This is a genomic window from Phycisphaerae bacterium (assembly GCA_017999985.1).
In the GTDB taxonomy this organism is placed as follows: domain Bacteria; phylum Planctomycetota; class Phycisphaerae; order UBA1845; family Fen-1342; genus JAGNKU01.
This window is the reverse complement of the sequence record JAGNKU010000008.1, coordinates 266,569-292,697: the sequence shown is the minus strand read 5'-3', so window position 1 is coordinate 292,697 and position 26,129 is coordinate 266,569. Positions and strand designations below refer to the sequence as shown.

The window sequence follows — 26,129 nt, the reverse complement described above, 5'->3', positions numbered from 1 at the left end:
TTCGACGTGGCGCGGCAGGGCGCCAAGGGCGCGACCACGGCGAAGATGCGCCCCAAGGACCGCCCGCTGGCCAACGACTTCGTGAGCCAGGACGAGTTCAACCGGCTGCTGCGCGCCTGGTTCGGCCAATTGGCCCGCGTGCTGCTTCCGGGTCATATCGCCTACATCTGGGGTGGCTACGCGAACTGCGGCAACTACCCGCCGGTGCTCAAGGAGGTCGGCCTGTACTTCTCGCAGGCCATCATCTGGGACAAGGAGCACCCGGTCCTGACGCGGAAGGACTTCATGGGCGCGCACGAGTGGTGCTTCTACTGCTGGAAGGAGGGCGCCGCCCACCGGTTCTTCGGCCCCAACAATGTCACTGATCTGTGGCGCGTCAAGAAGGTCAACCCGCAATCGATGATCCATTTGACCGAGAAGCCGGTCGAGCTGGCGGTGCGGGCCATGCAGTACTCGTCGCGATCGGGCGAGAACGTGCTGGACCTCTTCGGCGGCAGCGGCTCGACACTGATCGCCGCCGAGCAGACTGGGCGGCGGGCGTTCCTGATGGAGCTCGACCCGCTGTACTGCGATGTGATTGTGCAGCGCTGGGAGAAGTTCACGGGCCGGAAGGCGGAGCGGATCGGCGGGGACGCCCAAAACGCTCAGGCCGAAGAGGAAGCCCCGGTTGTCGCCGAGGCTTCAGGGGAGGGTGCGTGATGTCGGCGCTAGCCGGCGTACTCGAACTGCCCGCGGTCGGTCTTGCGGAAGCGGGCCTCGCTGCCCTTGGCGCCGATCTCGCGCAGGATCGCCGCGTAGAGCGTGGCGTGCGGCGTCTTGCCGCCGGGGCTGGTCCACAGGCCCTGCTCGGCCATCGTGGCGATCATCTCCTGGCTCCGCATCGGCTTGCCCGCCTTCTTCAGAACCTCGGCGGCCGCGTCCAGGGCGCTGACGCGCTTCGGCTTCGCTTCGCCGGCGGGCTTGGCAGCCTTCGGTTTTGGGGCCTTGGGCTGCTTGGCCGCTTTCGGAGCCTTCGTGGTCTTCGCCGCGCTCTTCTTCGTCGTCTTCTTCGCCTTTGCCATGTCGATCTCCTCGTGGTTGGGGGTCTCACTCGTCTCGTCGCCATCGGCGACATCGTCCTCGTAACACTCCTGGCACCGCGGGCGGCCCAGGTACGTCAGCGCCGCCGGCCGGCCGCAGCCCACCGTCGCGCACACATCGGGGTCACCGGCGTCAGGTGCGGCTTCCACTTCATCGCTTGCCGTTACGGTCGCGACGGCGCTTTCCGCCATCGCCCGCTCGCTGGCGGTCATCCCATCGGGCGACCGCTCGCGCTCGTCGCGCAGCCGGGCGTTCTCCTGGTCGGCCGCGGCGATCGCCTTCGCGCGCTTCGGGCCGGCGGCCTCGAAGCGCAGGCGCTGCGCGCTCTTGATCCGCACATGCCGGCCGGTGTCGACGTTCACCGCGTCCCAGCCGCCGTGCGGGCTTTCGCGCTGGATTCGCACGCGGGCCAGCTTGCCGCTCACCTTGGCGACATACGTCGCGCCAGTCTCGACGTCGTTCTTCTTCATGCACGTCTCCTTCGTGTTGCCTCGTCAGGCCCGGGTCTCACGCGCCCGGGCGACGCGGGTCATCCCCGCGTTTCGGCGGCGTTACTGCTGGGCGGTGTGGCTCAGCCGGTAGACCATCCCGCAGGCTTCGCACTGCACCTCGTTCTCGACAGCCGAGTTCTCGATCCACACCAGCATGTCCTGGCGACGTTCCCCGCAGTTCGGGCAGGCGTCGTCCTCGTCGACCAGGCCGCCGCTGTCGTCGACGCCGGCGGCGGCGAACAGGCCGTCGAGTTGGTTGCGAAGCGCGATTGCCGCGTCGAGTGTCAGGATCATCGTCGTCTGGCTGGGCGCCGTTCCGCGCGTGTACATCAGGTCCAGGCGGACGACGCGCTCGCCGTCGCGGTTGCTGCCGATGTCGGCGCTGGCCTCGTCGTGTACCGCTCCATCGAATCTGCTCGCCATGCTTGTGCTCCTGCTACCGGCCGCCCCATCGCGGCCCGGGCGCTGGCACCCCGCGGGGCGCTCGCGTTCGGGTCACTAGCGGATCGGCCGGCCGCTCGCGAACTCAAGGGCGTCGCTGTGGCCGGCAAGGTACGCCGCCCGCAGGGCCTGCCGCAGCGTCGCGACCGAGACCTCGTGGAAGTCGAGCCGGTCGCTGTTCCGCGTCTCGAGCGTCTCGACGCCGACCAGGTGGGTCGCGGCGATGTCCGCGATCCGGGCTTCGATGAGCTCGTCGTGGTTGCCGGTTCGGGCGGCCTGGCACCGGGCGTCCTTGATCCGCTTGGCCCGGGCGAAGGTCGCGTCGAACGACATCGTGTTCCGCTTCTTGGTCATCTGCCTGTCTCCGCGTACGCGCCGTGCGTACATCCACATGAGTCCAGCCGGTCGGCCGGAAAGCAAGGCGACCCTGAGAGAATTCCGAGAATTCCTTGCATATCTTGGCGCCAGGTCCGAGTCGGCGGCCAGGCCGCCGGGCCGCGGCGTCTGGCCGACCCCCACGTGGCCCCCCACGCGGCCAGGGTTGGCCCGTGGGGCGACCAGACGGCCCTAGGCGTACCGGACCACGGCGGGACGCGCCCCGCGGCGCAGCGGCGGCCCGAGGGCGCGAACTGGAGGGCGGCGGCGTGACAGGCGACCACGACAGCCGTTCGGCAAGCCGAACCGACCGGCCTGCCGCGGTGCAGGCAGGTGCAGCCGCTGCCCAAGCGCGACTGGACCCGGCGGCGCTGACCGTGGCCCAACTCGCCCGGCTGCTGGGCGTGGCCGAAGAGAAAGTCCGCGAGCATGTGGCCCGCGGCGCGCCGGTCAGCGCGGACGGGCGAATCAACCTCGTGCGCTACACGGCCTGGCTGAACCGGCAGTTGAAGGAGCGCGATGGCGATTGACCCGTCCCGGCTGACGCAGAGCGAGCTGCTCCAGATGGTGAACGCGACGCCGCTGGGGACGGTGCTGACGCGCTCGCGCCTGCGCCGGCAGATGGACGCCGGGGCGCTGAAATTCGGCGACGGCGCGCACGTCCACCTGGTGCGCTACGTGCGCTGGCTCATCGACGAGTTGGACCGGCCGCGGCCCGCTCGGATGGACTACGCCGAGGCGCGGCGGCGGCAGGCCGAACGCAACCGCGCCGCGACCAAGGCGTCGCAGGACATCCATCCCATCCCTGAGATCGTGGACTTCGAGCGACGCCGGCGCTGCGAGGAATCGTTCCGCGAGTTCTGTGAGACCTACTTCCCGGCGGCGTTCCACCGCGAGTGGTCGGGCGACCACCTCCGCGTCATCGAGCGGATCGAGCGGGCCGTGCGCGCCGGCGGGCTATTCGCCTTCGCCATGCCGCGCGGCAGCGGCAAGACGACGCTGGCGCGCTGCTCGGCGCTGTGGGCGGTGCTCTACGGCTATCGACCGTTCGTGTGCCTGATCGGCGCAGCGGACGACCGGGCGAAGGAGCTGCTGCTGCCGATCAAGAAGCACATCGTCGAAAACCCGCTGCTGCTGGCCGACTTCCCCGAGACCGTCTACCCGCTGCGCTGCCTGGAGAACAGCTCCAAGCGGCAGCTTCAACAACACATCGAAGGCCGTTTGACGCACGTTCACTGGGGCCAGGAGAAACTGGTCTTCCCGACCATCGAGGGCGACCACCTGCCGTGCGCCCTGCGCGAGGAGGGCCACGAGGTCAGCCCGTCGAGCGGGTCGATCATCACGACCACCAGCCTGGATGCGAACATGCGCGGACAGCAGCACACGCGCGTGGACGGCTCGGTGATCCGCCCGTCGCTGGTGTTGCTCGACGACCCGCAGACCCGCCAGTCGGCGGCGTCACCGACGCAGACCCGACGGCGCATGGAGCTGCTCAACGGCGACGTGCTGGGCATGGCCGGTCCCGGCGAGCAGATCGCGGCGGTGCTGACCTGCACGAAGATTTACGACGGCGACCTCGCCGACCAGGTGCTGGACCGGGAGAAGAACCCAGAGTGGGACAGCGAATGCACGAAGCTCGTCTATGCCTTTCCGACGAACGACAAGCTGTGGGACGAGTACGCCAACGTCCGCCGCACCGAGGGCACCGAGGCCGCGACCGAGTTCTACGGCCAGCGTCGCGCGGGGATGGATGCGGGCGCGGTCGTCGCCTGGCCGGCCCGGTACGACGCCCGGACCGAGCTCTCCGCCATCCAGCACGCCATGAATCTGAAGCTCAAAGTCGGCCCCGAGGCGTTCGCCAGCGAGTACCAGAACGAGCCGGTGCTGACGCAGTTCGACGACCAGGTCCTGACGCCGGAGCAGGTTTGCCAGAAGACGAGCGGCTACTTGCGCGGCCAGGTGCCGCTGGCCTGCACGCGGTTGACCATGTTCATCGATGTGCACGATCGGCTGCTCTACTACTGCGTCTGCGCGTGGGAGGAGAACTTCACCGGCTACGTCATCGACTACGGCACCTTCCCCGAGCAGAAACGCTACGGCTTCACGCTGGCGACCGCCAAACGCACGCTGGGGCGGGCGTTTCCGGGGACCGGAACCGACGGAGCGATCCACGCCGGATTGGAGAAGCTCGTATCGGCGTACCTCGCGCGGGAGTGGCAGCGCGGCGACGGGTTGATGAAGATCGACCGGCTGCTGGTGGACATGGGGTACAAACCGGGCATCGCCGCCGACGTCAAGCGCAAGGTCGGCGGCGCCGCGATGATGCTGGCCAAAGGCGTCGGCATCCGCGCCGCCCGCAAGCCGCTTTCTACGTACACCCGCCACCCCGGCGAGGTGCATGGTCACTACTGGTACATCCCCAACGTCCGCCGCACCGCCGAGTTCCAGCACGTGCTGGTGGACGTGAACTACTGGAAGACGTTCGTGCATGCCGGCCTGGCCACGGCCGCCGGCGATCGCGGCTGCATCGCGCTGTTCGGCAAGGACGGCCGCGAGCACGAGCTGTTCGCCGAGCACGTCGCGCAGTCCGAGACGTGGGTCGAGGTGCAGGGCCTGGGGCGCGTGGTGCGCGAGTGGTCACCGCGCCCGACGCGGCCCGACAACCACTGGTTCGACTGCCTGGTGGGCTGCGCCGCCGCCGCGTCGCTGGCGGGCGTTAAGGCCCCCGGCGAAGCGCTGCCCACGCGGCCGCGCAAGCGCTACACGCAGGCGGATCTGCGGAGGAAGGGCGCATGACCGGGCTTCGCAGAGAACGGGGGAGCTGGCCGCCCGACAAGGACGAGCGGGGGCTCGAGTGCCGCAAGTGCGGCTGCCGACACTTCTTCGTGGATCACACCCGCCGGGCCAACGGCATGATCGTCCGCTACCGCCGCTGTCGGCACTGCGGGCAGCGGATGACCACCTGCGAACGGGCGGTCAGGTGATCAAACTTGCAGAAGAGCTTGGGGCGCCGCGTCACGACACTCGAACGCTGCGGTTGAAGCTGTCGACGCATTGCGTGTAGGCGCTTACGAAGCGATGGAACCACCTATCCCCAACAGCCGTGGCTGATGGGTATTCCACCAGCAAGCGACCAGGACTCAGCCCCTGCCGGCTGGCCCCAGGGACTTGAAGAGCGCCGAGAATCTGGCGGTACTGAGACACGGCACTGCCTGACGCATGGGCAATGCGATTGCGAACCACGTGGGCGTGGTGCAGCCGTTGATAAGTCGTGTTTCCTAGGAGGGAATCGAGGCGCGCAAAGAACCCGCTTACGCCGTGCAAATGACGTGCACGGTCGCGAATGTTCCTGGGGACAGCCCAGCCCATGACACCATCCAGGCCGCGGTCAATGTGGCCCACTATGTACTCCGCTCTTTGCGGCTGCACGTCGAACTTGATCCGGGCTTCCATCGCAAAGGCATCCACGAGGAACGACTCAAACTTGGCGGCCAGCTCGAAGAAGATGAACTGCGCAGCATCGCGCCGATCAACCTGACGCAGATGAACGGGGGTACCTGCGTGGTTTCGGGTCATTCCGTTGACGACCATGCGGTCATACAGGCTCCTTGCTCGATCAATCGCTCTGCGTATCCGATTAACCAGCACCTGCTTTGCCGCTTGCGACAACGGCATCGGCCACCTCCGCATTGATTCCGGTCGCGCTGCGTTTGTAGTGCGGGAAACGATACGGCCAACCGAAGGCTGGGGCAATTTCTTTCCAGATATGGAACCCGCCCCACGAGAGCGCGAGCACTTGCCCGGCTAGACGCGCCCGCGGCGGACAGTTCCGCCGGCACGGCGGTAGGTAGTGAAGGAGAGGTGATGCCGTGCCGGAAGACCTGACCGACGCGATCAAGCAGAACGCCGAGGGTCCCAAACGCGCCCAGGGCGACGCGGGCAGCGTCGAGCAGCACGATCTGCAGGACCAGATCGAGGCGGACAAGTACCTGGCGTCCAAGGAGGCGGCCAAAAACCCCGCCAAGGCGCTGGCCCGCGTCAAGATCGTGCCACCCGGCACGACGTAACGCGCAAGCAGCCAGCAGGCGGCCGCCCTGCGCCGCCGGTGTGGCGGGATGGTGTAGCGGCAACATGCCGGCCTCATGAGCCGGAGCTGCGGGTTCGAATCCCGCTCCCGCAAGTCGGCGGCGCGACGGTCGCGGCGCCGGTTGATCCTCATCTTCAAGGAGAAACGGATGTCGTTTGGCCCGGTCACGATCGCGACGCTCGACACGATGAACATTCAGGCCCCCGGCGCGCCCGGCCTGTCGGCGCGGCAGATCTCCAACCACGCCGGCGAGTTCACGCTCACGCCGCCTACCACGGACGCCGACGGCTCGCCGCTTTCCGGTCTGACGTTCGGCCAGGCGGTCGTGATCCAGGCGGACGCGGCTACCGCCGAGCTGTACCGCAACGACTTCGACGCGGCGCTCCAGTTCAACGGCGCGCAGGTGTTCGAGCTCGACCTGGTCGAGGGCGAGCCGGCGACGCGCGAGTTCACGATCGCCGAGCCGGGCCGGCCGTACTCGATCCTGGCGCGCGTGGCGGACCATGTCCGTGAGTAGCGGCCCCTCCAGCATCATCACGCTCACCACGCGCCGCCGGCCGTGGTGGGCGTGGTGGCTGGTTCGATGGGCGCGCTGGCTGCACGGCGCGACCGGCGGCCTCGTGACGCGAATGGAACGGTGAGAGATGGTTGTCCGGCCCGGAGCGGTGTGAATTTGTTCAAGTGGCTGCGACATCTCGGGCTGCGGACGGCCGGCGGCGCTACTGCGCCGCGCGGCCGTCTGGTCGTCGTGCGCGGCAAGTACGACGCGGCGCAGACCACGCCTGACAACCGCAAGCACTGGGCCAGCGCCGATCACCTGTCGCCCAACGTCGCCGCCAGCCCCAACGTGCGGCGCATCCTGCGCAGCCGGGCGCGCTACGAAGTTGCCAACAACAGCTACGCCAAGGGCATCGTCCTGACGCTGGCGAACTATGTCGTCGGCACCGGACCGCGGCTCCAGATGCTGACTGACGATCCCGACGCGAACCGCATCGTCGAGAAGGAGTTCACGCGCTGGGCGAAAGCGGTCGGCCTGGCCCACAAGCTCCGCGCGATGCGTGTCGGGCAGTGCGAAAGCGGCGAGTGTTTCGGGCTCCTGACCAGCAATCCCGGGGTGGGGCGGGCGTCCCCGCCCGCCAGCGTGCCAGTCACGCTCGACCTGCGGTTGATCGAGGCCGACCAAGTCGCGTCGCCGCCGCGTGAGCAGCGGGTTCGCGGTCTCGATGCCCTGGCCAACATCGTCGACGGCATCGCCTTCGATGAGTTCGGCAACGCCGTCGCGTACACGGTCCTGCGCCGGCACCCCGGCGACAGCTCGGCGTTCCACAGCAGTGGGCCCGAGTTCGACGTGCTGCCGGCCGAGTCGGTCATCCACCTGTTCCGTCCAGAGCGACCCGGCCAAAGCCGCGGCATTCCCGAGATCACGCCGGCGCTGCCGCTATTCGCGCAGCTCCGGCGGTACACGCTGGCGGTGATCGCGGCGGCGGAAAGCGCGGCGAACATCGCCGTGCTGATGAAGACCAGTGCGCCCCCGGGCGGCGAGGCGGCCGAGGTCGAACCCATGACGGAGATGGAGTTCGCCCCGAACATGGCCGTGTTCACGCCCGAGGGCTGGGAGCCGTCGCAGATCAAGGCCGAGCAGCCGGCCACGACCTACGACATGTTCAAGCGGGAGATCCTCAACGAGATCGCGCGGTGCCTGAACATGCCGTTCAACATCGCGGCCGGGAACTCCTCGGGCTACAACTACGCCTCGGGGCGGCTCGACCACCAAGCCTTCTTCAAAGCCATCCGCATCGACCAGGTCTATCTGAGCGACATGGTGCTCGACCGCGTGCTGACCGCCTGGCTGAATGAGGCCGTGCTGATCGAGGGCTATCTACCGCAGTCGCTGCGGACGCGCGATGCCGAGTTCCCGCACCAGTGGTTCTGGGACGGCTTCGAGCACGTCGACCCCGCCAAGGAAGCCAGTGCCCAGGCAACGCGCCTGGCAAGCAGCACGACGACGCTGGCGGCCGAGTACGCCAAGCAGGGACTCGACTGGGAGAGCGAATTGCGCCAGCGCGGGCGCGAGCTTGCGTTGATGCGCGAGCTGGGACTGACGACGGCGCAGGTGGCGCCCGCGGTCACGGAAGACGAACAGGAGGATGAGGGCGATGTCACGGACGACGAAGACGCCCGCCAGGCCGCGTGAGGCTGCGGAGCAGGTTCCCGATCAGTTGTCGCTCGTGTGCAAGGCCGAACGCATCACTCTGGAAGCGGCGGCCGTGGAGGGCGATGCCCCGGTCGTCCCGCGCTTCACGATGCTGGCCTACACCGGCGAGCCGATGCACGTCGAGGGCTGGCGCTACCCGGTGGTGGTCGACCTCGAGGGCCTTTCGATCCCGTCGCAGCGTCGGCCGGTGCGCTTCGGCCACAGCATGTACGCCGGCGTGGGGCACACCGAGCGAATTGTCATCGAGGGCGGCCGGCTGATCGCCGAGGGCGTCGTGAGCCGCGAGACCGCTGTGGCGCGGGAGGTCGTGGCCAGCGGCAAGCGCGGCTTCCCGTGGCAGGCGTCGATCGGGGCGCAGGTGGCCCAGGCCGACTTCGTGCGGGCGGGCAAGAGCGTCACCGTCAACGGCCGGACGTTCGACGGCCCGCTCTACGTCGCCCGGCGGACGGTGCTGGGGGAGATCAGTTTTGTGGACCTCGGCGCCGACGGCGGCACCACCGCGACCATTGCGGCTCAGCAGCAGGAGAACGACGTCATGGATGACAACAACGACACGCCGGTCACACAGACCGCTGAGACCAAGCCACCGGCTACGCCGGAATCCACGCGCGCGGGTCTGACGGACGGGAATGGCACGGAGGCCAACCCGTCCGTCTACCCGACGAGCGAAATCCGCGCGCAGGCGCTGGCCGAGAGCAAGCGCATCGCCGCCATCCGCCGCATCTGCGGGAGCAAGTTCGCGCAGATCGAGGAGCAGGCGATCGCCGAGGGGTGGACCGAGGAGAAGACCGAGCTGGAGAAGCTGCGTGCCAGTCGTCCCAAGGCGCCGGCGGTCCACGTCTCCAGCGACACGATGAGCGGCCAGGTCCTCGAAGCGGCCTGCTTGCTCACCGGCAAGGTCACGAAGATCGAAGCGCTGTACGACGAGCAGACGCTCGACACAGCGGCGCGGCGCTTTCGCGGCGGGATCGGGCTTCAGGAACTGCTGCTCGAGGCCGCCTGGGCCAACGGCTACACCGGCCGCAACTTTCGCGACAGCCGTGAGGTGCTGCGTTTCGCCTTCGGCCAGAACCTCCAGGCCGGTTTCTCGACCATCGACATCGGCGGCATCCTCAGCAACGTCGCCAACAAGTTCCTGCTGGAGGGCTTCTCCAGCGTCGAGCGCACGTGGCGGAACATCTGCGCGGTCCGCAACGTGTCGGACTTCAAGACGGTCACCAGCTACCGGCTGATCGGCAAGGACCAGTACGAGCAGGTCGCCCCGGGCGGCGAGCTGAAGCACGGCACGCTCGGTGAGCAGGCCTACACGAACAAGGCCGACACGTACGGTCTGCTCCTGTCGATCGACCGTCGCGACATCATCAACGACGACCTGGGTGCGATCACCACGGTGCCCCGCAAGCTCGGCCGTGGGTCCGGCCTGAAGATCAACGACGTGTTCTGGTCGGTCTTCATGAACAACGCCGCTTTTTTCAGCGTTGCCAACAAGAACTTCCTCAGCGGGGCCGACACGGCTTTGTCGATCGAGGGGCTCAGCAAGGCCGAGGTCGCGTTCCTCAACCAGACCGACCCGGACGGCAAGCCGCTCGGGGCGATGCCGGCGGTGGTGCTCGTGCCGACCGCGCTGAGCGCGATCGCGACGGTGCTGTACAAGTCGCTGGAAATCCGCAGCGCGGTGGACGACCAGACCTACCCGGTCGCCAACCCGCACACGGGCAAGTTCCGCGTCGAGGTCAGCCGGTATCTGAGCAACCAGCAGTACACCGGCTACTCGGAGAAGGCCTGGTATCTCCTGGCCGACCCGATCGACCTGCCGGTGATCGAGGTCGCGTTCCTCAACGGGCAGGAGGCCCCGACGATCGAGACCGCCGACGCCGACTTCAACGTGCTCGGCGTGCAGATGCGCGGCTACCACGATTTCGGTGTGAATCTGCAGGAACCGCGTGGCGGGACCAAGAGCAAGGGCGAAGTGTAGCGGGGTCGCGAATAGCGAGTGGCGAGTAGCGAGTTGATACCCACGATGCGGCATCGATCACTCGCTACCTGCTACTCAGAACTCTGCACTCGGAGGTTCACATGGCACAGGCAACATTCGTGCACGAGGGAGCGTCGATCGACTACACGCCGGGTTCGGCGGTCGCGGCCGGCGACGTGATCGTACAAGGCGAACTCATCGGCGTGGCCCGCACGCCGATCGCGGCGGGCGTGCTGGGCTCGCTGGCCGTGGACGGCGTGCTCGACTTCGCCAAGGCCACGGGCGGCGGCACCGCAATCAGCGCCGGCGCCAACGTGTACTGGGACGACACGAACAACGTCGCCACGACGACCGCCGCGGGCAACAAGCTCATCGGCAAGTGCGTCAAGGCGGCGGCGGACGGCGATGCGACGGTGCGCGTGCGGATGAGCCAGTAGGAGCGCTGGCGTGGCGGACCTGCTCGAACAAGGCGCGGCGTGGCTGGAAGACCAGCGTACGCGGCACATGTCGCGGACGGTCGCGTACCTCCGCGGCGGCGACAGCGCGGACCTGCCGGCCACGATCGGCCGAACGGAGTTCGAGCAGGCCGACGAATACGGCGTGATCCACCGCACCGAATCGCGGGACTTCCTGGTATCGGCCGCCCAATTGGTGCTTGGCGGCAAGGTCGTACTGCCGCAAGCCGGCGACCGGATTCGCGAGACGGACGGCGAGCAGATCTTCCTCTACGAGGTGATGGCGCCGGGCGGCGAACCGCCCTGGCGCTACAGCGACCCGTATCGCCGGACGCTGCGGGTTCACACGAAGTTCATCGGGATGGAGCGCGGCACATGAGCCATGACGGAGCAACAACGACGACGCAGCCGGCGGGATGCCCGCACGAGCCGGCGTGCCTGAAGGACGTGCGGGAGATCCGTTCGGTCGTCTTCGGCAACGGGCATCCCGAGAAGTCGCTGCTCGTGCGGATGGAGCGCGTCGAGTCCCGACTGGCGGTGATCCAGAAGCTGTCCTTCGCAACACTCTGTGGCGTCGGCACGCTGCTGCTGAAGTTCGTCGGGACGTGGATCGAAAGCCTGATGAAGGGGTCGTGACCGATGGCAGACAGCACACTCATTGCGCTCGCCGACGCGATCGTCGCCAAGCTCCAGGACGGCACGTTCAGCCTGCCGTTCGAGGCCGAGCGCGGCTATCGACCGGTGATCGAACTGCCGGCGCTGGCGGCGGTGAAGGTCACCGTCATCCCCAAGAGCCTGGCGATCAGTGCCGCCACGCGTGCCGACGGCTTCTATGACTGCGCGATCGACATCGGCGTGCAGCGCAAGGTGAACCCGGACGAGCCGGCCGAGCTCGATGCGCTGATGAGGCTGGTCGAGGAGATCGGCGATCACCTGCGCGGCAAGCAGCTCGACGGCTTCACGGCCGCCGTGTGGCTGTCGCTCGAAAACGAGCCCGTCTTCGCGCCGGAGCATCTGGAGCAGCACCGCCAGTTCACCAGCGTCCTGACCGTGACGTATCGCGTGCGGAGATGACGCCGTGAACGTGCAATCACTCGCCGTCGCCGAGGACCGGGCTGTCATCACGCTCGTGAGCGGGCGGGAGATCACGGTCACCCGCGCGTGGTTGGCCGATCAGTTCACGCGTGCCGCGGGCCGGTCGCCGGCCGAGAGACGCGACTCGGTGCTGGCGGCGGTGCGGGCGACGTTTGTCGATGCGGAGCTGCTCGAACCGCAACGGCTATGGGTGGATTTCGAGGACGACGGCGCCATCCGCAGCGTCGTGCTGACGCGGGAGAAGGAGTGTCCGTTCGACGGCCCGCGCTGGGAGCACCGGCAGGGAGTCGGTGAAGTCGGCGGCGAGGTTGGCGGAGAGCCGAAGTAGGAGGCGGCGGCAATGCCGGTGCAGTGGTTCGCGGGCTTCGAGGCGGCCGACACGAACGAGCTGGTCGCAATCGGCGGCTCGGTCAGCGTCGGCATGCTCTACAAGCGCAGCGGCAACTACGGCTGCCGAATCGTCGTCCCGCAGAGCACCAGTACCGCGTTCCTCTCAGTGGCCAATGGCTTCGACGCCAACGGCAATCCAACCAGCATCAGCCGAACGGCGTACACGCTGGGCTTCGGGATGCGGTTGATGGCGCTGCCGCAGTCGCCGGGCACGTGGGAGTACCTGCTCTACATCGCCTCGTCCAGCACCCACCGGGCTTCGTTGCGACTGGGACAGGACGGCACGCTCCGCCTGCACATCGGCGCGTCGGGCGCTCCGTACATCGCCAGCTTCGGGCCGGTCGTGCTCGGCCGCTGGTACCACTGCGAACTCGCGGTGCTGTTCGAGCGCTACGTCTGGCGGATGGACGGTCGCGTCGTGGCGCAAGGGCTTGCGTCGCCGGGCGGGTCGATGAACAGCGCCGCGCTCGGCAAGCGGTTCAACCTCGCCTCGCAGGGCTACACGCTGGACGTGGATGACATCTACACGTGCGACGACGGCCAGTTCTACGGGCCGACGACGCGCGTCGCCCGGCTGAACGTCAACGCCAACGGGACACAGTACGGCTGGTACCCGTACCCGCCGGACGAGCCGCCCCCGGAAGCCGTGCCCTGAGGTGAGCCGTGGACTACTGGGAATACGTGGCACAGGTACCACAGGATGGCGACAGCACGTACCTCGACGGCAGCTACCCCGGTGCGGCGTTCAACGTGGGCGCCGCCGACGTGGCGCTCGCGCCCGGCGAAAAGGTCGTGGCGGCGGCCGCAGCGGTGTGCTGGCGCAACAGCAGCAGCGGGAACGGGCGGGTCACGCTGCGCGTCGGCGGCGCCGAGCAGGCCACCGCGAACTTCCTGCCCGGCGGTGCGTACGACACGGTTTTCGTGTTTGCCCGCAACTCCCCTGCGACGGCCAAGCCGTGGACGCGCGCGGAGGTCAACGCCGCGCTGGTCGGGGCGGTCGTCAATACGGGCTATGGCCTGCGGGCCACTGCGGCCGGACTGCACGTGCTGCTGCACACGCCGCCCGTCGTGCCTCTCAAACCGAAGGAGTGGCCCATGAATTTCAAGGCGCTCGAGGCGCTGACAGCGACGGGCTCGGACCAGGCCGTCGAGGTGCCGCGCGGCGCCTCGCTGGTGGTGCATCCGCTGGCGGCGAACGTGGAGGTGCGGGACGTGTCTGGTGCGACCGCGAAGCTGACGATCCCGGCCGACTCGATGGTCATGCTCGGCCCGTCCTACGGCCAGACGGTGTACCTGCGGGCCACGGCCGGCACGGTGATCGAACTCGGGCTGACGTAGCGCCGCAGGGACACCGCAGGGCAGCGCACGCGCGGCAGTCACGGAGGACTGAACATGGCGAACTTCGTACTGGGGATGAACGCCAAGCTGTACCACGGCGCGGCCGGAAACCCCGCATCCACCGAAATGACCAACGTCCGCAACGTCACGCTGAATCTGGAGGCGGGCGAGGCGGATGTCACCACACGAGCCAATCAGGGCTGGCGCGCGACGGCGCCCACGCTGCGCGAATGCTCGGTCGAGTTTGAGATGATCTGGGACCCGGCGGATGCCGGGTTCACCGCGATCAAGAACGCCTACCTCACCGCCGGCCTGATAGCCCTGAAGGTGCTCGACAAGGAAGGCGGCCAGGGGCCGGACGGCGACTTCTCGATCACGTCGTTCAGCCGCAGCGAAGAGTTGGAGGAGGCGATCACCGTCAGCGTGACCGCGAAGCTCGCCGCGTTCCGCAACTGGGTCACAGGGACATAGCTGTCAGCTTTCAGCCGGAAGGCGGGCTGATGGTTCTGGCTGATGGTTGATGGCTGAAGACTAAGGGCTTTTCTATGAAGACCTTTACCGACAACGCCGGTCGGACGTGGACGGTCGCGATCAACGTGGACGCGATCAAACGCGTGCGCGGCCTGCTCAGCGTGGATTTGCTGGAGATTCTCGACGGCAAGCTGATCGAGAGGCTCTACCGCGACCCGGTGCTGCTGTGTGACGTCATCTACGCCGTGTGCAAGCCCGAGGCGGACGCCAAGAGCGTCACCGACGAGGACCTCGGCCGCGCGATGGCGGGCGATGCCATCGAGCACGCGACGAAGGCACTGCTGGAGGAACTCGTGGGTTTTTCCCCGAGCCCGAGGGATCGGGCGAACCTCCAACGCATCCTCGCGACGACGTGGAACGTGATGGACAAGGCGCGGGACGTGATCGACGCCAGGCTGGCGACAGTGGACACCGAAGCCCTCGTCGCCCAGGCGCTCGCGACGTCTGGCAGCTCGTCTGGCGCTGCGCCGGCATCATCGGCGTCGAGCCCGGCCGGCTGACGCTCCGCGAACTGCTGGCGATGGCCGAGGCGCGGGCGATGGACGAGTGGGCGCGCAACAGCGCGCTGATGGCTCTGCTCGCCAACTGCCACCGCGATCCGAAGAAGACCCGGGCGTTCAAACCGGCTGACTTCGATCCGTTCGCCAAGCGGCCGGCGCCCATCCCGATCGACATGGACGATCTCAAAGCGGTGTTCCTCGAGGGACGGTTCCCTCGCACCGTGGCTCCAAGGACGGAGGACAGTGTATGTGGTTCTGCTACCTGAAGACGTTTGCCGGCATTCTGCTGGCCATCCTGGCGCTGCTGGGGCTTTCCGGTTGCTCGACGCTCAACCCGCAGCCGCCGGTGGAGCACTTTGCCAACAAGCTGGCCGACGAGGCGATCATCCCCGCCGTGCGCGAAGGGCTGTCGCAGGGCGTCGAGCAGCTCGTGATCCAGGCCGGCGCCCAGGGCATCAACCCGACGTACGTCGTGAAGTTCTCGGGCAAGTGGGTCACCGGCGTGGAGGGCGCCGCGTCGGTCGGTGTCGAAGGCATCGCCGGTCAGCTCCAAGTCTCCAGCACGAGCAACGAGGAGACCGAGAGCAGCCCGCACCAGAAGGAGAAAGTGTCGCCGCCCACCACGCAGCCGGCCGCGGCGTCGCGCCCGGCGGAAGCCGGGGCAATCGCCGACTTGCCGGCGACGATCCAGGTGACCATCACCGATGTGGATCGCAACGAGAACAAGGGTTTCGCGCGGCTCCCAGACGGGACGCTGGTCGTGGTCCAGGGCGCGGCGGACAGACTGGGCCAGTCCGTCGCCGCGGAGGTCACCGCACGCGAGGGCCGCCTGGTCACCGCGCGCCTCGCCGAAGGACACTGACGTGAGCGCGCGAGTGCTGATTGTCGTGCTCGTCGCGCTCGCCCCATTGCTGGCCGGCTGCGCCGCGAGCCAGTCGCAACCGCGACTGGCCGTGGCGCCGCCGCCCGCGACGTCGCATCCTGCGGCCGAGGCCTCCGCATTCGACGTGCAGCAACTCAGCGGCCAGATCGTCGCGGGCGTGCAGGCGAAACTCACCAGCTCCATTGAAACCACCGTCGAAAACACGCTCCGCGCCGAAGTTCAGGCGACGGGCGTTGGCGGCGACGTCGCGGGCTACCGCAGCGAATTCGGCGTCGGCGCCACGCTGGTTGTGGCGCTGGCGCTGCTGCTCGCGCTGGTGCTCAGTCACCGGCGCGAGATGCTGCGGATCAAGCAGAACGGTAAGCACGGCCCGGCGCATCCGTGCGGGAAGCTCCAGACATGATCACGATGCGGATCAAGGCCCTGTTTTTCGACAAGCAGACCGTGCTGCGCGCAGTCGACAAAGCGAAACGCGCCGTACTGTCGAAGGCCGGCGCGTTCATCCGCACGACCGCCAAGCACAGCATCCGCACGAAGAAGGGCTCCGCGCCGCCCGGCAAACCGCCGCATTCGCACGAAGGCTCGCTGCGCCGGCTGATCTACTTCGGATACGACCCGGCCAGCAATTCGGTCGTCGTCGGCCCGGTCGGGTTCAAGCGGGGCACGGCGCCGAATGTCCTGGAATTCGGCGGGAAGACTGAAATCCAGCGCCGCCGGCACGGCAAGGTCGTGCGCACGCGCGTGACGATCGATCGGCGCGCGTTCATGGGCCCGGCGCTGGAGAAGGAGCGGCCGCAGCTCCCGAAGCGTTGGGGCGGCAGCGTGCGCGGAGGGTAGTCCGTGGCGAACACGAAGGGCATCCGCGCCGGCCGGGCGTTCGTCGAGCTCGGCGTGGACGACAAGATCGCCAAGGGGCTGCAGAAGGCCGAGCAGCGGCTGAGGGCTTTCGGCGAGGGTGTGCGCTCCGTGGGGCTCAAGCTCGGGGCGCTGGGCTCGGCGGCGCTGACGTTCCTGGGCGGCACGGTGAAGGCCTTCGTGGACACCGGCGATGCGCTGGACGAGATGTCGGCCCGCACCGGCGTGAGCGTCGAGACGCTCTCGGAACTCGGCTGGGCGGCCGACCTGGCCGGCACCGACCTGGAGACCCTGGAAACCGGCCTGCGCAAGATGCAGAAGGTCGTCACAGAGGCGGCGACGGGGTCGAAGTCGGCGACCGAGGCCCTGGCGCGGCTGGGGCTGAGCGTCACCGACCTGATCAATCTCAATCCCGAGCAGCAGTTCAAGCTCATCGCCGATCGGCTCTCGAAGGTGCAGGACCCGACGTTGCGCGCCGCGCTGGCGATGGAGGTCTTCGGCAAGAGCGGGACGCGTTTGCTGCCACTGCTGGCGGATGGGGCAAGGGGACTGGAGGAATACCAGCGCAAGGCCCGCGAGCTCGGCCTCACCGTCTCCACCGAAACCGCCAAAGATGCGGCTGCACTGGCGGACACGCTCGACACGCTCTGGCGCGTGCTCAAGCAGTCTGCGTTCACGATCGGCGCCGCCCTGGCACCGACCATCAAAGATCTGGGCGACGCGGTTACGCGCGCCGTCGTGCGCGTCACGGAGTGGCTCAGGCAGAACAAAGCCCTGATCGTCACCGCGCTGCAGGTGGCCGCCGCCGTCACCGCTGTGGGTGTGGGCCTGATTGTGGCGGGAACGCTGATCTCGGGTGTCGGCGCTGTGTTCGGCTGGCTGGCCACGGTTGTGACGGGGATCGGCGCGGCCTTCGGCGCGATTGGCACGGCGCTGGCGGCCATCATCTCGCCGATCGGGCTGGTCATCACCGCGGCCGTGGCACTCGGCACGACGTTATTGGTCGTCACAGGCGCCGGGAGCGACGCGCTGACCTGGCTGGGCGAGCAGTTCGGCCGGCTGCGCGACACTGTATATAAGGTAATGGGCGGGATCGCAGACGCCCTGGCCGCGGGGGACATCAACCTGGCCGCGCAGATCCTCTGGCTGAGCCTGAAGTTAGCGTGGCAGCAGGGTGTGGCCGCGCTGAACCGGGCGTGGCTGGAAGCGAAGCGCTTCTTCCTGAGCGTCGCCTACGGCATGTGGTACGGGGCCCTCGCCGCAGCCGAGATCGGCTTCCACGCGCTCGAGGTCGCCTGGATCGAGACCACGTCGTTCCTCTCGCAGACCTGGACCAGCTTCACGGCGGGGTTCCAGAAGGCCTGGAACGCGGCGATAAACTGGACCACCAAGCGCCTGCTCGAGTTGTGGGGCCTGTTCGACGAGACGCTCGACGTCGACGCCGCCAAGCAGATGGCCGACGAGGACCTCGCGTCGGTCAACGCGGAGATCGACCGGCAGCGTGACGCGGCGCGGCAGGCCCGCGAAGCGCAGCGCCAGGCCGAGCGCGAGCGCGCCAAGAGCACGCACGAGGGGGCGCTCGAGGAGATCGGCCGCCAGGACCAGGACGCGCAGCGCCAGCTCGATCAGGAAACCGACGCGCGCGTCAAGGCAACACAGCAGCAACTGGACGAAGCCCGCAAGGCCCTGGACGACGCCGTGGCGGAAGCGCGGCGCAAGCGCGAGGCCGCCGATGCCGAAGGCGCGGCGCCGAAGCGCCCCCCGGTCGATCCCCTGGCCGGCCTGGATGATCAGCTCGCCGGGCTGGGCAGCCTGCTGGCGCAGAAGATCAGCGTGATCGGCACGTTCAACCCACTCGGCGCGGCGGGGCTGGGCGGCGGCAGCGCTGCCGAGCGAACCGCGCGCGCCACCGAGGAGACCGCCAAGCACACGAAGCGTCTGGCCGAATCCGCCGGACGCCTGACTTTCGCGTAGGAGACCTGCGTTGCCTGTCGAGGTCGTCGAGAAGTTCGAGAGCCGGCTGGTCACCACCGGCACGAGCCCTTCGGTCGAGCTGCGGTACACCATCCGTGGCACGAACGACGACGTCGCAGCGCGCAACGCCCTGGTCGCCGGCAGCCCGGCCACGTACGACCCGTGGGGCAGCGGCTGGTTCTTCCTGCCGCGGGACACCGTCAGCGTGCAGCCGATTGGTGAGGAGCTGTGGGAGGGGATCGTCCGGTACGGCCCGTTCACACCGACGAACGAGTCGACGTTCGCCTTCGACACCGGCGGCGGCACGCAGCACGTCACGCAGAGCAAACAGACGATCGCGAAATACCCGGCGGGCACAGCGCCGGACTTCAAGGGGGCGATCGGCGTCACGGCGGACAGCGTCGAAGGCGTCGATATCACCGTCCCGGTCTATCAGTTCGCCGAGACACACTACCTGCCGGACACGACGGTCACGCCGGCGTACCGCATGACGCTGTTCCAACTCACCGGCCGCGTGAACAGCGGCGCGTTCAAGGGCTTCAGCGCGGGCGAGGTGCTGTTCCTGGGGGCCTCCGGCTCGCGGCGCGGTTACGGCGACTGGGAGATCACGTTCCGCTTCGCGGCCAGCTCGAACGTCACGAACCTCACGATCGGTGACATCACCGGCATCAACAAGAAGGGCTGGGAGTACCTGTGGGTGCGCTACGCGGACAGCGAGGACACCATCGCCAAGGCCCTCGTGAAGAAGCCGATCGCGGTCTACATCGAACGGGTGTACGACGACGGTAACCTGAGCCTGCTGGGGATCGGGTGAGCCATGAGCACGACGCTCAAGAAAGTCCGCAGCGGCGACCCGCTCGTCATCCCGGCGGCGACGTTCAATGCCTTCGTGGATGTGGCACGGGACTACCAGGAGCGCCAGCGCAGCGCCACCCGTGACGGGCTGCCCGATTGGCGGCAGACGGGGATCGTCCTGATCCGCAACGACAGCGGCGCCGATCGCCAGCGCTTCGACGTGCTCGGTGTGGCCGGCACCGTCATCAAACCCACGGACAACGCTGACGCATTCAAGGAACGTGTGGCGCTGAAGGGCGTCACGCCCACCGCGGCGCACGCCGGCCGGTTCGTGATCCTGCTCGAGCCTGTGAAGAACGGCTTGTTTGGTCGCGGCTGCGTGGACGGCGTCTGCGTCGCCCGTGTGAAGATGAATGACGAGGGCCACGTCTTCGCCGAGGCGAAGGACGGCCAGGCCGACAAGCTCGACAGCGGCGCGGCGGGCTCCGCCTGCCTGCTGTGGGTGCAGCCGCCCAGCGAACGCGACCCCGACCCGACGGTTGCGTGGGTCGTGGCGAAGATCGGCCTGCCGACGGGCGCGGCGTCGATGGCGGCGGCGTTTGCGATGATCACGTCGAAGTCGGGCAGTGCGCCGCCGTACCGCTACGCCGCGGTGCAGGCCACGATGGACGAAGACGGGGTCTGGACGCAGGTCGGCGGCGGCGCGGCGTACAACAACGTTTTCAACCTGGAGGAACAGGGCGCCGGCGGGCAGTGGGTCAACCCGCTCGTCGCCGGCGACGTGGTGCTGATCTTCGCCGCGCCCGATCCGGGTGTGGATGCCTTCGTCTGCACGCGGTCGCACTACCGGGGGACGTACTGATGGGCCGGTTCCTGGTGCGACATGTTGATCTGGACTCCGGCGGCGAGCTCGCGCGGTTCGCGCTGCCGAATCTGCTGGCGTACGAGGGGATCGAGTACGTCTACCGGCAGCTCTTCCCTGCGTATCAGGCGGCGATGACGTTCCAGATGGGCGTTGCCGGCCCGACGCCCAGCTACCCGAACGATCGGCCGAACACCGGCGGCGGCGCGGGCTTCGGCCCGACGCTCACGTTTGCCCAGTGTACGAACGCGCAGGCCAATGAAGGCGGCTGTTACACCAGCCCCATGCGGACGTCGTTTGGCTACGCCCGGCAGGCGCTGAACTTCACGGCTTCGATGGAGGCCGACGGCGGCGGCTTTCTCTCGCAGGAGGTCACGTTCCCGAACAATCACTCGTGGTCGCCGCAGGCCGCGGCGGACTGGGACTTCCCCTGGACGCCCGAGGAGATCGAGCAGCCGCCGCCCGAGTGGACGCCGAAGGAGTCGTGGGAGCCCGAGGTCGGCTATCCCTGGCAGCGGCCACGCAAGCGCTGCGGCACGGATTGCGACCCGTACAACCCGAACGTGTGTCTGCGGCCGTACATGTACCAGTGGGACCCGTCGGGCGAGCTCGACTGGCTGTGCGACTTCCGCAAGATGGGCGGGTTCCCCATCACGCTGGCGTTCGTCGCCGACACGTCGCGGAACAAGCTGATAGCCGCGGCGGGGTTCCGGGCGCCCGCGTTGCTGCGCCCGGGAACGGCGCTGCACGTCATCTACCAGGCCCGGATCTTCGGTCGGATCACGCGCGACTTCGCGCTGCGCTTCGCGAAGTACGCATTCCAGAAGACCGGCAGCCGGTACACGACGATCTACTGCCGGCCACTGTTGGCAACAGCGCCGGCGGTCACGCGCCGGACGACGTACGCCGACCTCTCGCCGTTCTTCCACGCGCAGTTCGCCGCGGTCGCGCTCAGCTCGTGGACGTACGTCGCGGGCCCGCCGCCGCGTGTGGAATCCGCCACCGTCCCGCAGTGGCAGAACACGAGTGGTGCGGCCATCGGCCCGTTCGGCGGGCTGGCCGTGTACGGCGTGGTGGGCGGAAGCAACGAGCTCATGTGGCTCACTCCGATCGACCCGCCGGCGAGCGTGCCCAACGGCGACACGCTGCGCGTGCCCGGCAAGGTGCGCTTCCAGTTGGAGGGGGTCTGATGCCGTACGTGGACATCACCAGCGACAAGCACGCGACGTACGGCACGCACTCGCACGGCGAGGAAGGCTTCGCTGCGCCCGGCGGCACGTATCCGGGGCAACTGAAGTGGTCGGACCTGCATCCGCCCGGGGTGAAAGTGTTGCCCAAGGGCTCACCGCCGGCCGGCGCGGGCGAGATCAACTGGGAGGACACGCTGGGCGGCAAGTTCGCGCTGGCGCTGGAGAAGCTCGAAGGCCTGCTCTACGCGGTGTTCGGCTCACGGCCGAACGGCAGCCCGAAGCGCCAGTGGTACGACCGCCAGCACCCGCGCTGCCTGTGGGGGCCGGAGATGTGGGAGCGCCGGCTGATTCTGGGGCCGATCGGCTGCAACGAGACCGGCACCTGCTGGGACTATCAGCCGTCGGGCAAGGAGTACGCCGCTCTGGGCGAGAATCCGCCCTGCTGCCCGATGCCCAAGCCCAGCGTGCCGATCCGCACGCGGTCGGGTGATCCGGCCGGGCAGTTCGCGACGGGCACGCACGACCGGACGTACTTCCCGCTGGGCAGCGTCGCGCGCGACCAGGCCAGCGACCCGTTCGACCCTGAGGGTTCCGGCTGGTTTGGCGCCACGCAGCCCGGCCGCCAAGACGGCGTTGGCTACGTCCAGAAGACCGGGCAGGTCGTCACGTTCACGTACACGAAGCCGGGCGGCGTGCCGACGCCGACGAACGTGCGGCTGTACTACCAGACCAAAGCGCCCGGCGGCGCGTGGTCGGCGTGGTCGTTCGTCGCTATGTCCGGCGGGCCGACGACGTACACGGCGCAGCGCGGCCCGTACGCGCACGGGACCGAGATGCGCTGGTATGTGCGCTACTTCTATAACGACCCGGACCCCGAAGACCCGGACATCACGAAGTACGACCCGGGCGGCGACAGCCCGCCGGCGGACGCGGACGCCTACTACCTCCAGTGGTTCACCCACTTCAACCCGTACGCCTACGGGCTGCCGGAGATGCTGGAGGACTACGGCGGCGTCGACGTCCGGCGCGGGACCGACTTCTTCGCCTGCGACGGCGGCGAGACGATCCAGCCGGCGCTCATCAACATGGTGCGCTTCGTGCTGTCGTGGCTGGGCGGCGATTGCTGCACGGGCGAGTACGACACCTGCGCTGAGACCGACGACCGCTGCGACGCCTTCCACCACAACCCGCGCTTCCGCGGCGGCGATGACGGCCTGTGCTGCGTGCCCATGCCGATCCGCTTCCGCTGGTCGGGCAGCAACGTGCACCCGCACTACATGACCGGCGGCAAGGGCCTCGTCGGCGGTTCCACGCCCGATCCGCGCCCGCTACACAATCACCCGAACCACCAGCCCGGCCAGGGCGAGACGTGGGGCAGCGCCGCGGCGCGGAAGACCTGGCGCGGCATCAACATGCTCTACGCCGACGACCTGCACTTCAACAACCCGTTCTACGGCGGCGGCTACTCGTGGGGCACGGCGCCGGGCACGTTCGTCCTGATGTACGAGCCCACCTGGGATGACTTCGCCAAGGTGTGGGCGAAGTACCCGTCGTGGGGCCTGCGCCCGGGCGACGTGATCGAGGCCGTCCACATCCGGGAGATCATCGACGCCGTCGATTACCTGATCGACTACGGCGTGTGGACCTCGATCGGCCTGTGCACACGCAAGCGCACGCCCGGCCAGTTCATGGGCAAGGACTGTGGCTACCACTACGCCGCGGACTATCACGACTGCTACGGCACGGCGCACGTCGAGTACCGCAAGGGCTGCGACAAGTGCTGCGCCAACGCCGAAGCGTGCTGGCCGTACGACCACGCCCTGGGCTACTGGTATCACCAGTGGGGGCCGGGCTACGACGACCAGTGGACCGAGTACCCCGACACGTGCGAGGCGTGGCCGGTGCCGACGTGGCAGGAGTGCACGCAGAACTGCCAGTCGGCCAAGTGCCACATGATGAGCCGCAAGCACGGCTACTCGCAGTATTCGCCCGAGACGAGCCCGGACTGCCCCTGCGAGCGCGGCTATTGGGAGGACACGGTCTGCGACGGCTACGGCGATGACATGGAGGCCTCGCCCGGCTGCGGCTATCACCGCAACGAAAAGGGTTGCCGTTCATGGGACTGGCAGACGCAGCACTGCGTCGATGATCCGCACGCCGGCTACAACTGCCTCCGCCGCGTCGAGGGCTACAGCTACTACGCCTGCACGCCGGACACCTGCAACCACGGCTGGGACGCGACGCATGGCGGGCAGTTCAAGAAGAACCGCCTCGACCACGTCTGGCACCCCGGCCTGTACTTCAAGGCAACCGGTCCACCGGGCAGTGAGTTCAGCGGCAACTGCCTGGGCGACATGTTCGGCTGCGGCGAAACCTACCCGATGGGACCGGACAGCGGGCTGTGGTTCCACGAGGTGACCGGCATCTACTGGCGCGGGCTGGTGCCGTCGTGGTACTCCGGCTGCGATGGGATGCCGGGTTGCAGCCCGGACTGCTCGTTCGGCGACACGCTGGCGCTGCCGCCGGCGATCCCCGGCTACGGCTACCACGGCGAGTACGGGCCGCTGTGCGCGCAGTTCGTCGATTCGCAGAGCGGGTGCTTCTCGGCATGGGCGGGGAGCGCGTGCTGCACCGGCCACATCTGCCAGTGCTCGCTGGGCGACTTCCCGGTGTGCAAGGGCGAGGCCGCCTGGGTCGCGGTCGATCTGAACCTCGATGGCTCCGGCCGGCCGTATCGGCACTCCCCTGGGCGCAACGGCGGCTTGCCGCCGTACGAGGGCCGCGGCGTGCCACGTCTGCGGAACTACGACCTGACCAAGGACCCGGCGACGTGGATGCACGATTGCCCGTGCGAGACGTGGACAGGAGCGGGAACGTGCGTGATGTGAGCGCGCTATCGCCGTTGACGCCGAAGGGCGTTGCCCAGCCCGGCTACGACTACCTGGTCGGACGCGGCGTGCCCGCGGAGCGACTGGACGAGCTCATCCCGCGGTTCGACCTGCGCTTCGACGAAGAGGAGCGGCGCGTGGCGTTCCCCGTGCGTGAGGATGGCCGGGAACTCGGCTACACGGCGCGGGCCATCGACGCGAGGGAGCGGAAGCGCTGGTTGAGCTACCCGGTCGAAGGCGGGCACAAGACGACGATCTACGACGCCGACCGCGTGCAGGCCGGTGGGAACACGCTGTTCGTGGTCGAGGGGCCGTTCGACGCGCTGATGGTCACGGCGGCGATTACACCGGACAACGACTCGGTCGCTACCGCGTTCTTCGGCTCGCTGCCGACGGATGCGCAGGTCGGGATGGTCGTGGCCGCGGTGCCGTTCTTCCGCATGGTCTACATGATGCTGGACGCGAACGTCTGGGGCCGTTGCCGCCGGCTGGCGCGTGAGGTCGCCAAGCTCGCCGGCGTGCCCAACGTTGGCGCCATCAACATCGGTTTCGAGTACCGCGATCCCGGCGCGACGCGCTTTGAGGAGCTCCAGCGGCTCGTGGCGTTCGCGTCGGCGTCTTGGGCGCCGGAGATTCACTGGATGTGGGAGCGCCGGCTAGTGGTCGGCGGGGCGAAAGGAGCTTGAGGCGATGCCGGTCGTGTCGATCAACGTCGGTCCGAAGCGCGTGCATCTGACGGCGTACTGCCCGGACGACGAGCTCGGGCTGCTGGCCTGCGACTACGTGCTCGCCCGCGCCGCCAAGCTGCTGAACGGCAGCACGGAAGCCGAGCTTCGGCGGTGGTTGATCGAGCGGGACCCGGCCATCGCGTCGCTGTTCGCGAAGCTCGACGCCGGCTGGAAGCTGCCGAAGAACGGCGACCTGACGGTGGACCCGAGCGACGCGCCGGCCGAAGCGCGAATCGTGCGGCATCTGATGCGGGAACGGATGGAGCAGTGCGCGGCGCGGAACGGTTGACGCCGCACCGCTTGTGAATACGCGGCAGGCAGGCTGCCCGCCGATCGAACGACATTTGGAGGCATGGAGGCCCGGAACATGACGAGCATCTTCGAGATCAACGATTGGGCGCACGTGGCGTCCTTCTTCGTCTGGACCCTGGCGGTCTGCGCGCTGGCGAAGGCGATCTTCGGGTCGTTCCCGGCGGCCGAACTCCAATACCGGCTCGCGCTCCGCGACAACCCGCGCCGCCAACGGATCAACCGGCTCAACTGGGAGGTCGCGAACCGGACGAAGTGGGACGAGGGTGTCGCCCGCGGCTCGCAGCACGCCGTCGCCGTCCCGCTCACCGAGCCCGAACTCGACGCCCGCCGCGCTGAGCTCCGGCGCCTGTCGAGTACGTCCCTGCTCCGACGGGCACTCCAGTACCTCCTCGGCTGCTGGGCCTGCCAGACCTTCTGGGCGGCCGTCGTGATCTACGCCGTCACGGAGGGCGTCACCGCCCCGGCGGCATGGCTGTTCTCCGCAGCGGCGTACTCTGGCGCCGCGGTGATACTGGCAGCGTTTCACGTCTCGCCGCCGCCGGCCCGCGCCGCCGACGCACCCCCCAGTCGTGCCGGCTGCAAAGGCTGCGGCGGGTAAGCCCCGTCGTTCCGAAGGGTGACTAGACGCTCAATGCCTTCAGTCAATCGGGCCGCACATCGCCGAACGAT

The 26,129-nt window shown here is 68.3% G+C and carries 33 protein-coding genes, 1 tRNA gene and 1 other RNA gene; 30 read left to right on the top strand and 5 right to left on the bottom strand.

The window, feature by feature from the left end; genetic code table 11:
* Positions 1-699, top strand: a 699-nt coding sequence (locus tag KA383_12915; protein ID MBP7747022.1) for a site-specific DNA-methyltransferase, incomplete at its 5' end; no start/stop codon positions are given.
* Between the two features lie 8 nt (positions 700-707).
* Here KA383_12915 and KA383_12910 read toward each other — a convergent pair.
* The 4 genes from KA383_12910 to KA383_12895 form a co-directional block, all read right to left on the bottom strand.
* Complete coding sequence (locus KA383_12910; protein ID MBP7747021.1) at positions 708-1,550, bottom strand: winged helix-turn-helix domain-containing protein; 843 nt, start codon at positions 1,548-1,550, stop codon at positions 708-710.
* A 10-nt stretch (positions 1,551-1,560) separates the two neighbouring features.
* An RNA gene (locus KA383_12905) (hammerhead ribozyme type II) lies at positions 1,561-1,628 on the bottom strand.
* Between the two features lie 3 nt (positions 1,629-1,631).
* Complete coding sequence (locus KA383_12900) at positions 1,632-1,994, bottom strand: hypothetical protein (GenBank protein MBP7747020.1); 363 nt, start codon at positions 1,992-1,994, stop codon at positions 1,632-1,634.
* Between the two features lie 75 nt (positions 1,995-2,069).
* On the bottom strand, positions 2,070-2,258 hold the full coding sequence (locus KA383_12895) for a hypothetical protein (GenBank protein ID MBP7747019.1): 189 nt from the start codon (positions 2,256-2,258) through the stop codon (positions 2,070-2,072).
* Between the two features lie 506 nt (positions 2,259-2,764).
* On the opposite strand from KA383_12895, the gene KA383_12890 reads away from it, so the two are divergent.
* The 3 genes from KA383_12890 to KA383_12880 are packed head-to-tail and all read left to right on the top strand — an operon-like array spanning position 2,765 to position 5,371.
* Positions 2,765-2,917 (top strand): hypothetical protein, encoded by a 153-nt coding sequence (locus tag KA383_12890; protein ID MBP7747018.1) that lies wholly within the window; start codon positions 2,765-2,767, stop codon positions 2,915-2,917.
* Positions 2,907-5,183: a phage terminase large subunit family protein gene (locus tag KA383_12885; GenBank protein MBP7747017.1), complete on the top strand. Its 2,277-nt coding sequence runs from the start codon at positions 2,907-2,909 to the stop codon at positions 5,181-5,183. The genes KA383_12890 and KA383_12885 overlap by 11 nt, the downstream gene beginning before the upstream one ends.
* The gene (locus KA383_12880) at positions 5,180-5,371 is read left to right on the top strand and encodes a hypothetical protein (GenBank protein ID MBP7747016.1); all 192 of its coding nucleotides are present in this window, start codon (positions 5,180-5,182) and stop codon (positions 5,369-5,371) included. Before KA383_12885 ends, KA383_12880 begins: the two co-directional genes overlap by 4 nt.
* Positions 5,372-5,402: 31 nt before the next feature.
* On the opposite strand, the gene KA383_12875 is transcribed toward KA383_12880, so the two are convergent.
* Positions 5,403-6,062, bottom strand: a complete 660-nt coding sequence (locus KA383_12875; protein MBP7747015.1) for a hypothetical protein — start codon at positions 6,060-6,062, stop codon at positions 5,403-5,405.
* A gap of 194 nt (positions 6,063-6,256) precedes the next feature.
* Between KA383_12875 and KA383_12870 the strand changes: the two genes are divergently transcribed.
* The 26 genes from KA383_12870 (at position 6,257) to KA383_12745 (ending at position 26,058) form a co-directional block, all read left to right on the top strand.
* Positions 6,257-6,454, top strand: coding sequence for a hypothetical protein (locus KA383_12870; GenBank protein MBP7747014.1), 198 nt, complete (start codon positions 6,257-6,259; stop codon positions 6,452-6,454).
* 41 nt (positions 6,455-6,495) lie between these two features.
* Positions 6,496-6,567 (top strand) — tRNA-Met (locus tag KA383_12865).
* 55 nt (positions 6,568-6,622) lie between these two features.
* Positions 6,623-6,991, top strand: coding sequence for a hypothetical protein (locus KA383_12860; protein ID MBP7747013.1), 369 nt, complete (start codon positions 6,623-6,625; stop codon positions 6,989-6,991).
* Positions 6,992-7,141: 150 nt separating this feature from the next.
* Entirely contained in the window at positions 7,142-8,668 is a 1,527-nt protein-coding gene (locus KA383_12855) for a phage portal protein (protein MBP7747012.1), read from the top strand.
* On the top strand, positions 8,631-10,664 hold the full coding sequence (locus KA383_12850) for a hypothetical protein (protein MBP7747011.1): 2,034 nt from the start codon (positions 8,631-8,633) through the stop codon (positions 10,662-10,664). Before KA383_12855 ends, KA383_12850 begins: the two co-directional genes overlap by 38 nt.
* A 101-nt stretch (positions 10,665-10,765) precedes the next feature.
* Entirely contained in the window at positions 10,766-11,101 is a 336-nt protein-coding gene (locus KA383_12845) for a DUF2190 family protein (GenBank protein ID MBP7747010.1), read from the top strand.
* 10 nt (positions 11,102-11,111) lie between these two features.
* On the top strand, positions 11,112-11,498 hold the full coding sequence (locus KA383_12840; GenBank protein ID MBP7747009.1) for a hypothetical protein: 387 nt from the start codon (positions 11,112-11,114) through the stop codon (positions 11,496-11,498).
* A complete protein-coding gene (locus KA383_12835; protein MBP7747008.1) occupies positions 11,495-11,755 on the top strand; it encodes a hypothetical protein in 261 nt (86 codons plus the stop codon). The genes KA383_12840 and KA383_12835 overlap by 4 nt, the downstream gene beginning before the upstream one ends.
* A 3-nt stretch (positions 11,756-11,758) precedes the next feature.
* A complete protein-coding gene (locus KA383_12830; protein ID MBP7747007.1) occupies positions 11,759-12,193 on the top strand; it encodes a hypothetical protein in 435 nt (144 codons plus the stop codon).
* Positions 12,194-12,197: 4 nt separating this feature from the next.
* Positions 12,198-12,542: a hypothetical protein gene (locus tag KA383_12825; protein ID MBP7747006.1), complete on the top strand. Its 345-nt coding sequence runs from the start codon at positions 12,198-12,200 to the stop codon at positions 12,540-12,542.
* Positions 12,543-12,554: 12 nt separating this feature from the next.
* On the top strand, positions 12,555-13,259 hold the full coding sequence (locus KA383_12820; protein ID MBP7747005.1) for a hypothetical protein: 705 nt from the start codon (positions 12,555-12,557) through the stop codon (positions 13,257-13,259).
* An 8-nt stretch (positions 13,260-13,267) separates the two neighbouring features.
* Positions 13,268-13,942, top strand: a complete 675-nt coding sequence (locus KA383_12815) for a hypothetical protein (protein MBP7747004.1) — start codon at positions 13,268-13,270, stop codon at positions 13,940-13,942.
* Positions 13,943-13,996: 54 nt separating this feature from the next.
* A complete protein-coding gene (locus KA383_12810; GenBank protein MBP7747003.1) occupies positions 13,997-14,413 on the top strand; it encodes a hypothetical protein in 417 nt (138 codons plus the stop codon).
* 74 nt (positions 14,414-14,487) lie between these two features.
* Positions 14,488-14,973: a hypothetical protein gene (locus tag KA383_12805; protein MBP7747002.1), complete on the top strand. Its 486-nt coding sequence runs from the start codon at positions 14,488-14,490 to the stop codon at positions 14,971-14,973.
* 38 nt (positions 14,974-15,011) lie between these two features.
* Positions 15,012-15,239 carry a hypothetical protein gene (locus KA383_12800; GenBank protein ID MBP7747001.1) on the top strand — a complete coding sequence of 76 codons (228 nt, stop codon included), beginning with the start codon at positions 15,012-15,014 and terminating at the stop codon, positions 15,237-15,239.
* Complete coding sequence (locus KA383_12795) at positions 15,221-15,835, top strand: TRAM domain-containing protein (GenBank protein ID MBP7747000.1); 615 nt, start codon at positions 15,221-15,223, stop codon at positions 15,833-15,835. Before KA383_12800 ends, KA383_12795 begins: the two co-directional genes overlap by 19 nt.
* A gap of 1 nt (position 15,836) precedes the next feature.
* Complete coding sequence (locus tag KA383_12790) at positions 15,837-16,259, top strand: hypothetical protein (protein MBP7746999.1); 423 nt, start codon at positions 15,837-15,839, stop codon at positions 16,257-16,259.
* Positions 16,256-16,693, top strand: coding sequence for a hypothetical protein (locus tag KA383_12785; protein MBP7746998.1), 438 nt, complete (start codon positions 16,256-16,258; stop codon positions 16,691-16,693). The genes KA383_12790 and KA383_12785 overlap by 4 nt, the downstream gene beginning before the upstream one ends.
* A 3-nt stretch (positions 16,694-16,696) precedes the next feature.
* Positions 16,697-18,685: a phage tail tape measure protein gene (locus tag KA383_12780; protein MBP7746997.1), complete on the top strand. Its 1,989-nt coding sequence runs from the start codon at positions 16,697-16,699 to the stop codon at positions 18,683-18,685.
* A gap of 10 nt (positions 18,686-18,695) precedes the next feature.
* Positions 18,696-19,499 carry a hypothetical protein gene (locus KA383_12775; GenBank protein ID MBP7746996.1) on the top strand — a complete coding sequence of 268 codons (804 nt, stop codon included), beginning with the start codon at positions 18,696-18,698 and terminating at the stop codon, positions 19,497-19,499.
* 3 nt (positions 19,500-19,502) lie between these two features.
* Positions 19,503-20,342 carry a hypothetical protein gene (locus KA383_12770; GenBank protein MBP7746995.1) on the top strand — a complete coding sequence of 280 codons (840 nt, stop codon included), beginning with the start codon at positions 19,503-19,505 and terminating at the stop codon, positions 20,340-20,342.
* On the top strand, positions 20,342-21,532 hold the full coding sequence (locus tag KA383_12765) for a hypothetical protein (protein ID MBP7746994.1): 1,191 nt from the start codon (positions 20,342-20,344) through the stop codon (positions 21,530-21,532). Before KA383_12770 ends, KA383_12765 begins: the two co-directional genes overlap by 1 nt.
* Positions 21,532-24,420: a hypothetical protein gene (locus KA383_12760; GenBank protein ID MBP7746993.1), complete on the top strand. Its 2,889-nt coding sequence runs from the start codon at positions 21,532-21,534 to the stop codon at positions 24,418-24,420. The genes KA383_12765 and KA383_12760 overlap by 1 nt, the downstream gene beginning before the upstream one ends.
* A complete protein-coding gene (locus KA383_12755; GenBank protein ID MBP7746992.1) occupies positions 24,408-25,106 on the top strand; it encodes a hypothetical protein in 699 nt (232 codons plus the stop codon). Before KA383_12760 ends, KA383_12755 begins: the two co-directional genes overlap by 13 nt.
* A gap of 4 nt (positions 25,107-25,110) precedes the next feature.
* Positions 25,111-25,437, top strand: coding sequence for a hypothetical protein (locus tag KA383_12750; GenBank protein MBP7746991.1), 327 nt, complete (start codon positions 25,111-25,113; stop codon positions 25,435-25,437).
* A 78-nt stretch (positions 25,438-25,515) separates the two neighbouring features.
* Positions 25,516-26,058: a hypothetical protein gene (locus tag KA383_12745; GenBank protein ID MBP7746990.1), complete on the top strand. Its 543-nt coding sequence runs from the start codon at positions 25,516-25,518 to the stop codon at positions 26,056-26,058.
* Positions 26,059-26,129 lie beyond the last annotated feature (71 nt).

Bases quoted from the DNA above. Each gene is read 5' to 3' on its own strand.
- KA383_12910 (MBP7747021.1), bottom strand. From the start codon at position 1,550: ATGAAGAAGAACGACGTCGAGACTGGCGCGACGTATGTCGCCAAGGTG.
- KA383_12900 (MBP7747020.1), bottom strand. From the start codon at position 1,994: ATGGCGAGCAGATTCGATGGAGCGGTACACGACGAGGCCAGCGCCGAC.
- KA383_12885 (MBP7747017.1), top strand. From the start codon at position 2,907: ATGGCGATTGACCCGTCCCGGCTGACGCAGAGCGAGCTGCTCCAGATG.
- KA383_12880 (MBP7747016.1), top strand. From the start codon at position 5,180: ATGACCGGGCTTCGCAGAGAACGGGGGAGCTGGCCGCCCGACAAGGAC.
- KA383_12875 (MBP7747015.1), bottom strand. From the start codon at position 6,062: ATGCCGTTGTCGCAAGCGGCAAAGCAGGTGCTGGTTAATCGGATACGC.
- KA383_12860 (MBP7747013.1), top strand. From the start codon at position 6,623: ATGTCGTTTGGCCCGGTCACGATCGCGACGCTCGACACGATGAACATT.
- KA383_12850 (MBP7747011.1), top strand. From the start codon at position 8,631: ATGTCACGGACGACGAAGACGCCCGCCAGGCCGCGTGAGGCTGCGGAG.
- KA383_12845 (MBP7747010.1), top strand. From the start codon at position 10,766: ATGGCACAGGCAACATTCGTGCACGAGGGAGCGTCGATCGACTACACG.
- KA383_12835 (MBP7747008.1), top strand. From the start codon at position 11,495: ATGAGCCATGACGGAGCAACAACGACGACGCAGCCGGCGGGATGCCCG.
- KA383_12830 (MBP7747007.1), top strand. From the start codon at position 11,759: ATGGCAGACAGCACACTCATTGCGCTCGCCGACGCGATCGTCGCCAAG.
- KA383_12820 (MBP7747005.1), top strand. From the start codon at position 12,555: ATGCCGGTGCAGTGGTTCGCGGGCTTCGAGGCGGCCGACACGAACGAG.
- KA383_12810 (MBP7747003.1), top strand. From the start codon at position 13,997: ATGGCGAACTTCGTACTGGGGATGAACGCCAAGCTGTACCACGGCGCG.
- KA383_12805 (MBP7747002.1), top strand. From the start codon at position 14,488: ATGAAGACCTTTACCGACAACGCCGGTCGGACGTGGACGGTCGCGATC.
- KA383_12800 (MBP7747001.1), top strand. From the start codon at position 15,012: ATGGACGAGTGGGCGCGCAACAGCGCGCTGATGGCTCTGCTCGCCAAC.
- KA383_12795 (MBP7747000.1), top strand. From the start codon at position 15,221: ATGTGGTTCTGCTACCTGAAGACGTTTGCCGGCATTCTGCTGGCCATC.
- KA383_12785 (MBP7746998.1), top strand. From the start codon at position 16,256: ATGATCACGATGCGGATCAAGGCCCTGTTTTTCGACAAGCAGACCGTG.
- KA383_12770 (MBP7746995.1), top strand. From the start codon at position 19,503: ATGAGCACGACGCTCAAGAAAGTCCGCAGCGGCGACCCGCTCGTCATC.
- KA383_12765 (MBP7746994.1), top strand. From the start codon at position 20,342: ATGGGCCGGTTCCTGGTGCGACATGTTGATCTGGACTCCGGCGGCGAG.
- KA383_12760 (MBP7746993.1), top strand. From the start codon at position 21,532: ATGCCGTACGTGGACATCACCAGCGACAAGCACGCGACGTACGGCACG.
- KA383_12750 (MBP7746991.1), top strand. From the start codon at position 25,111: ATGCCGGTCGTGTCGATCAACGTCGGTCCGAAGCGCGTGCATCTGACG.
- KA383_12745 (MBP7746990.1), top strand. From the start codon at position 25,516: ATGACGAGCATCTTCGAGATCAACGATTGGGCGCACGTGGCGTCCTTC.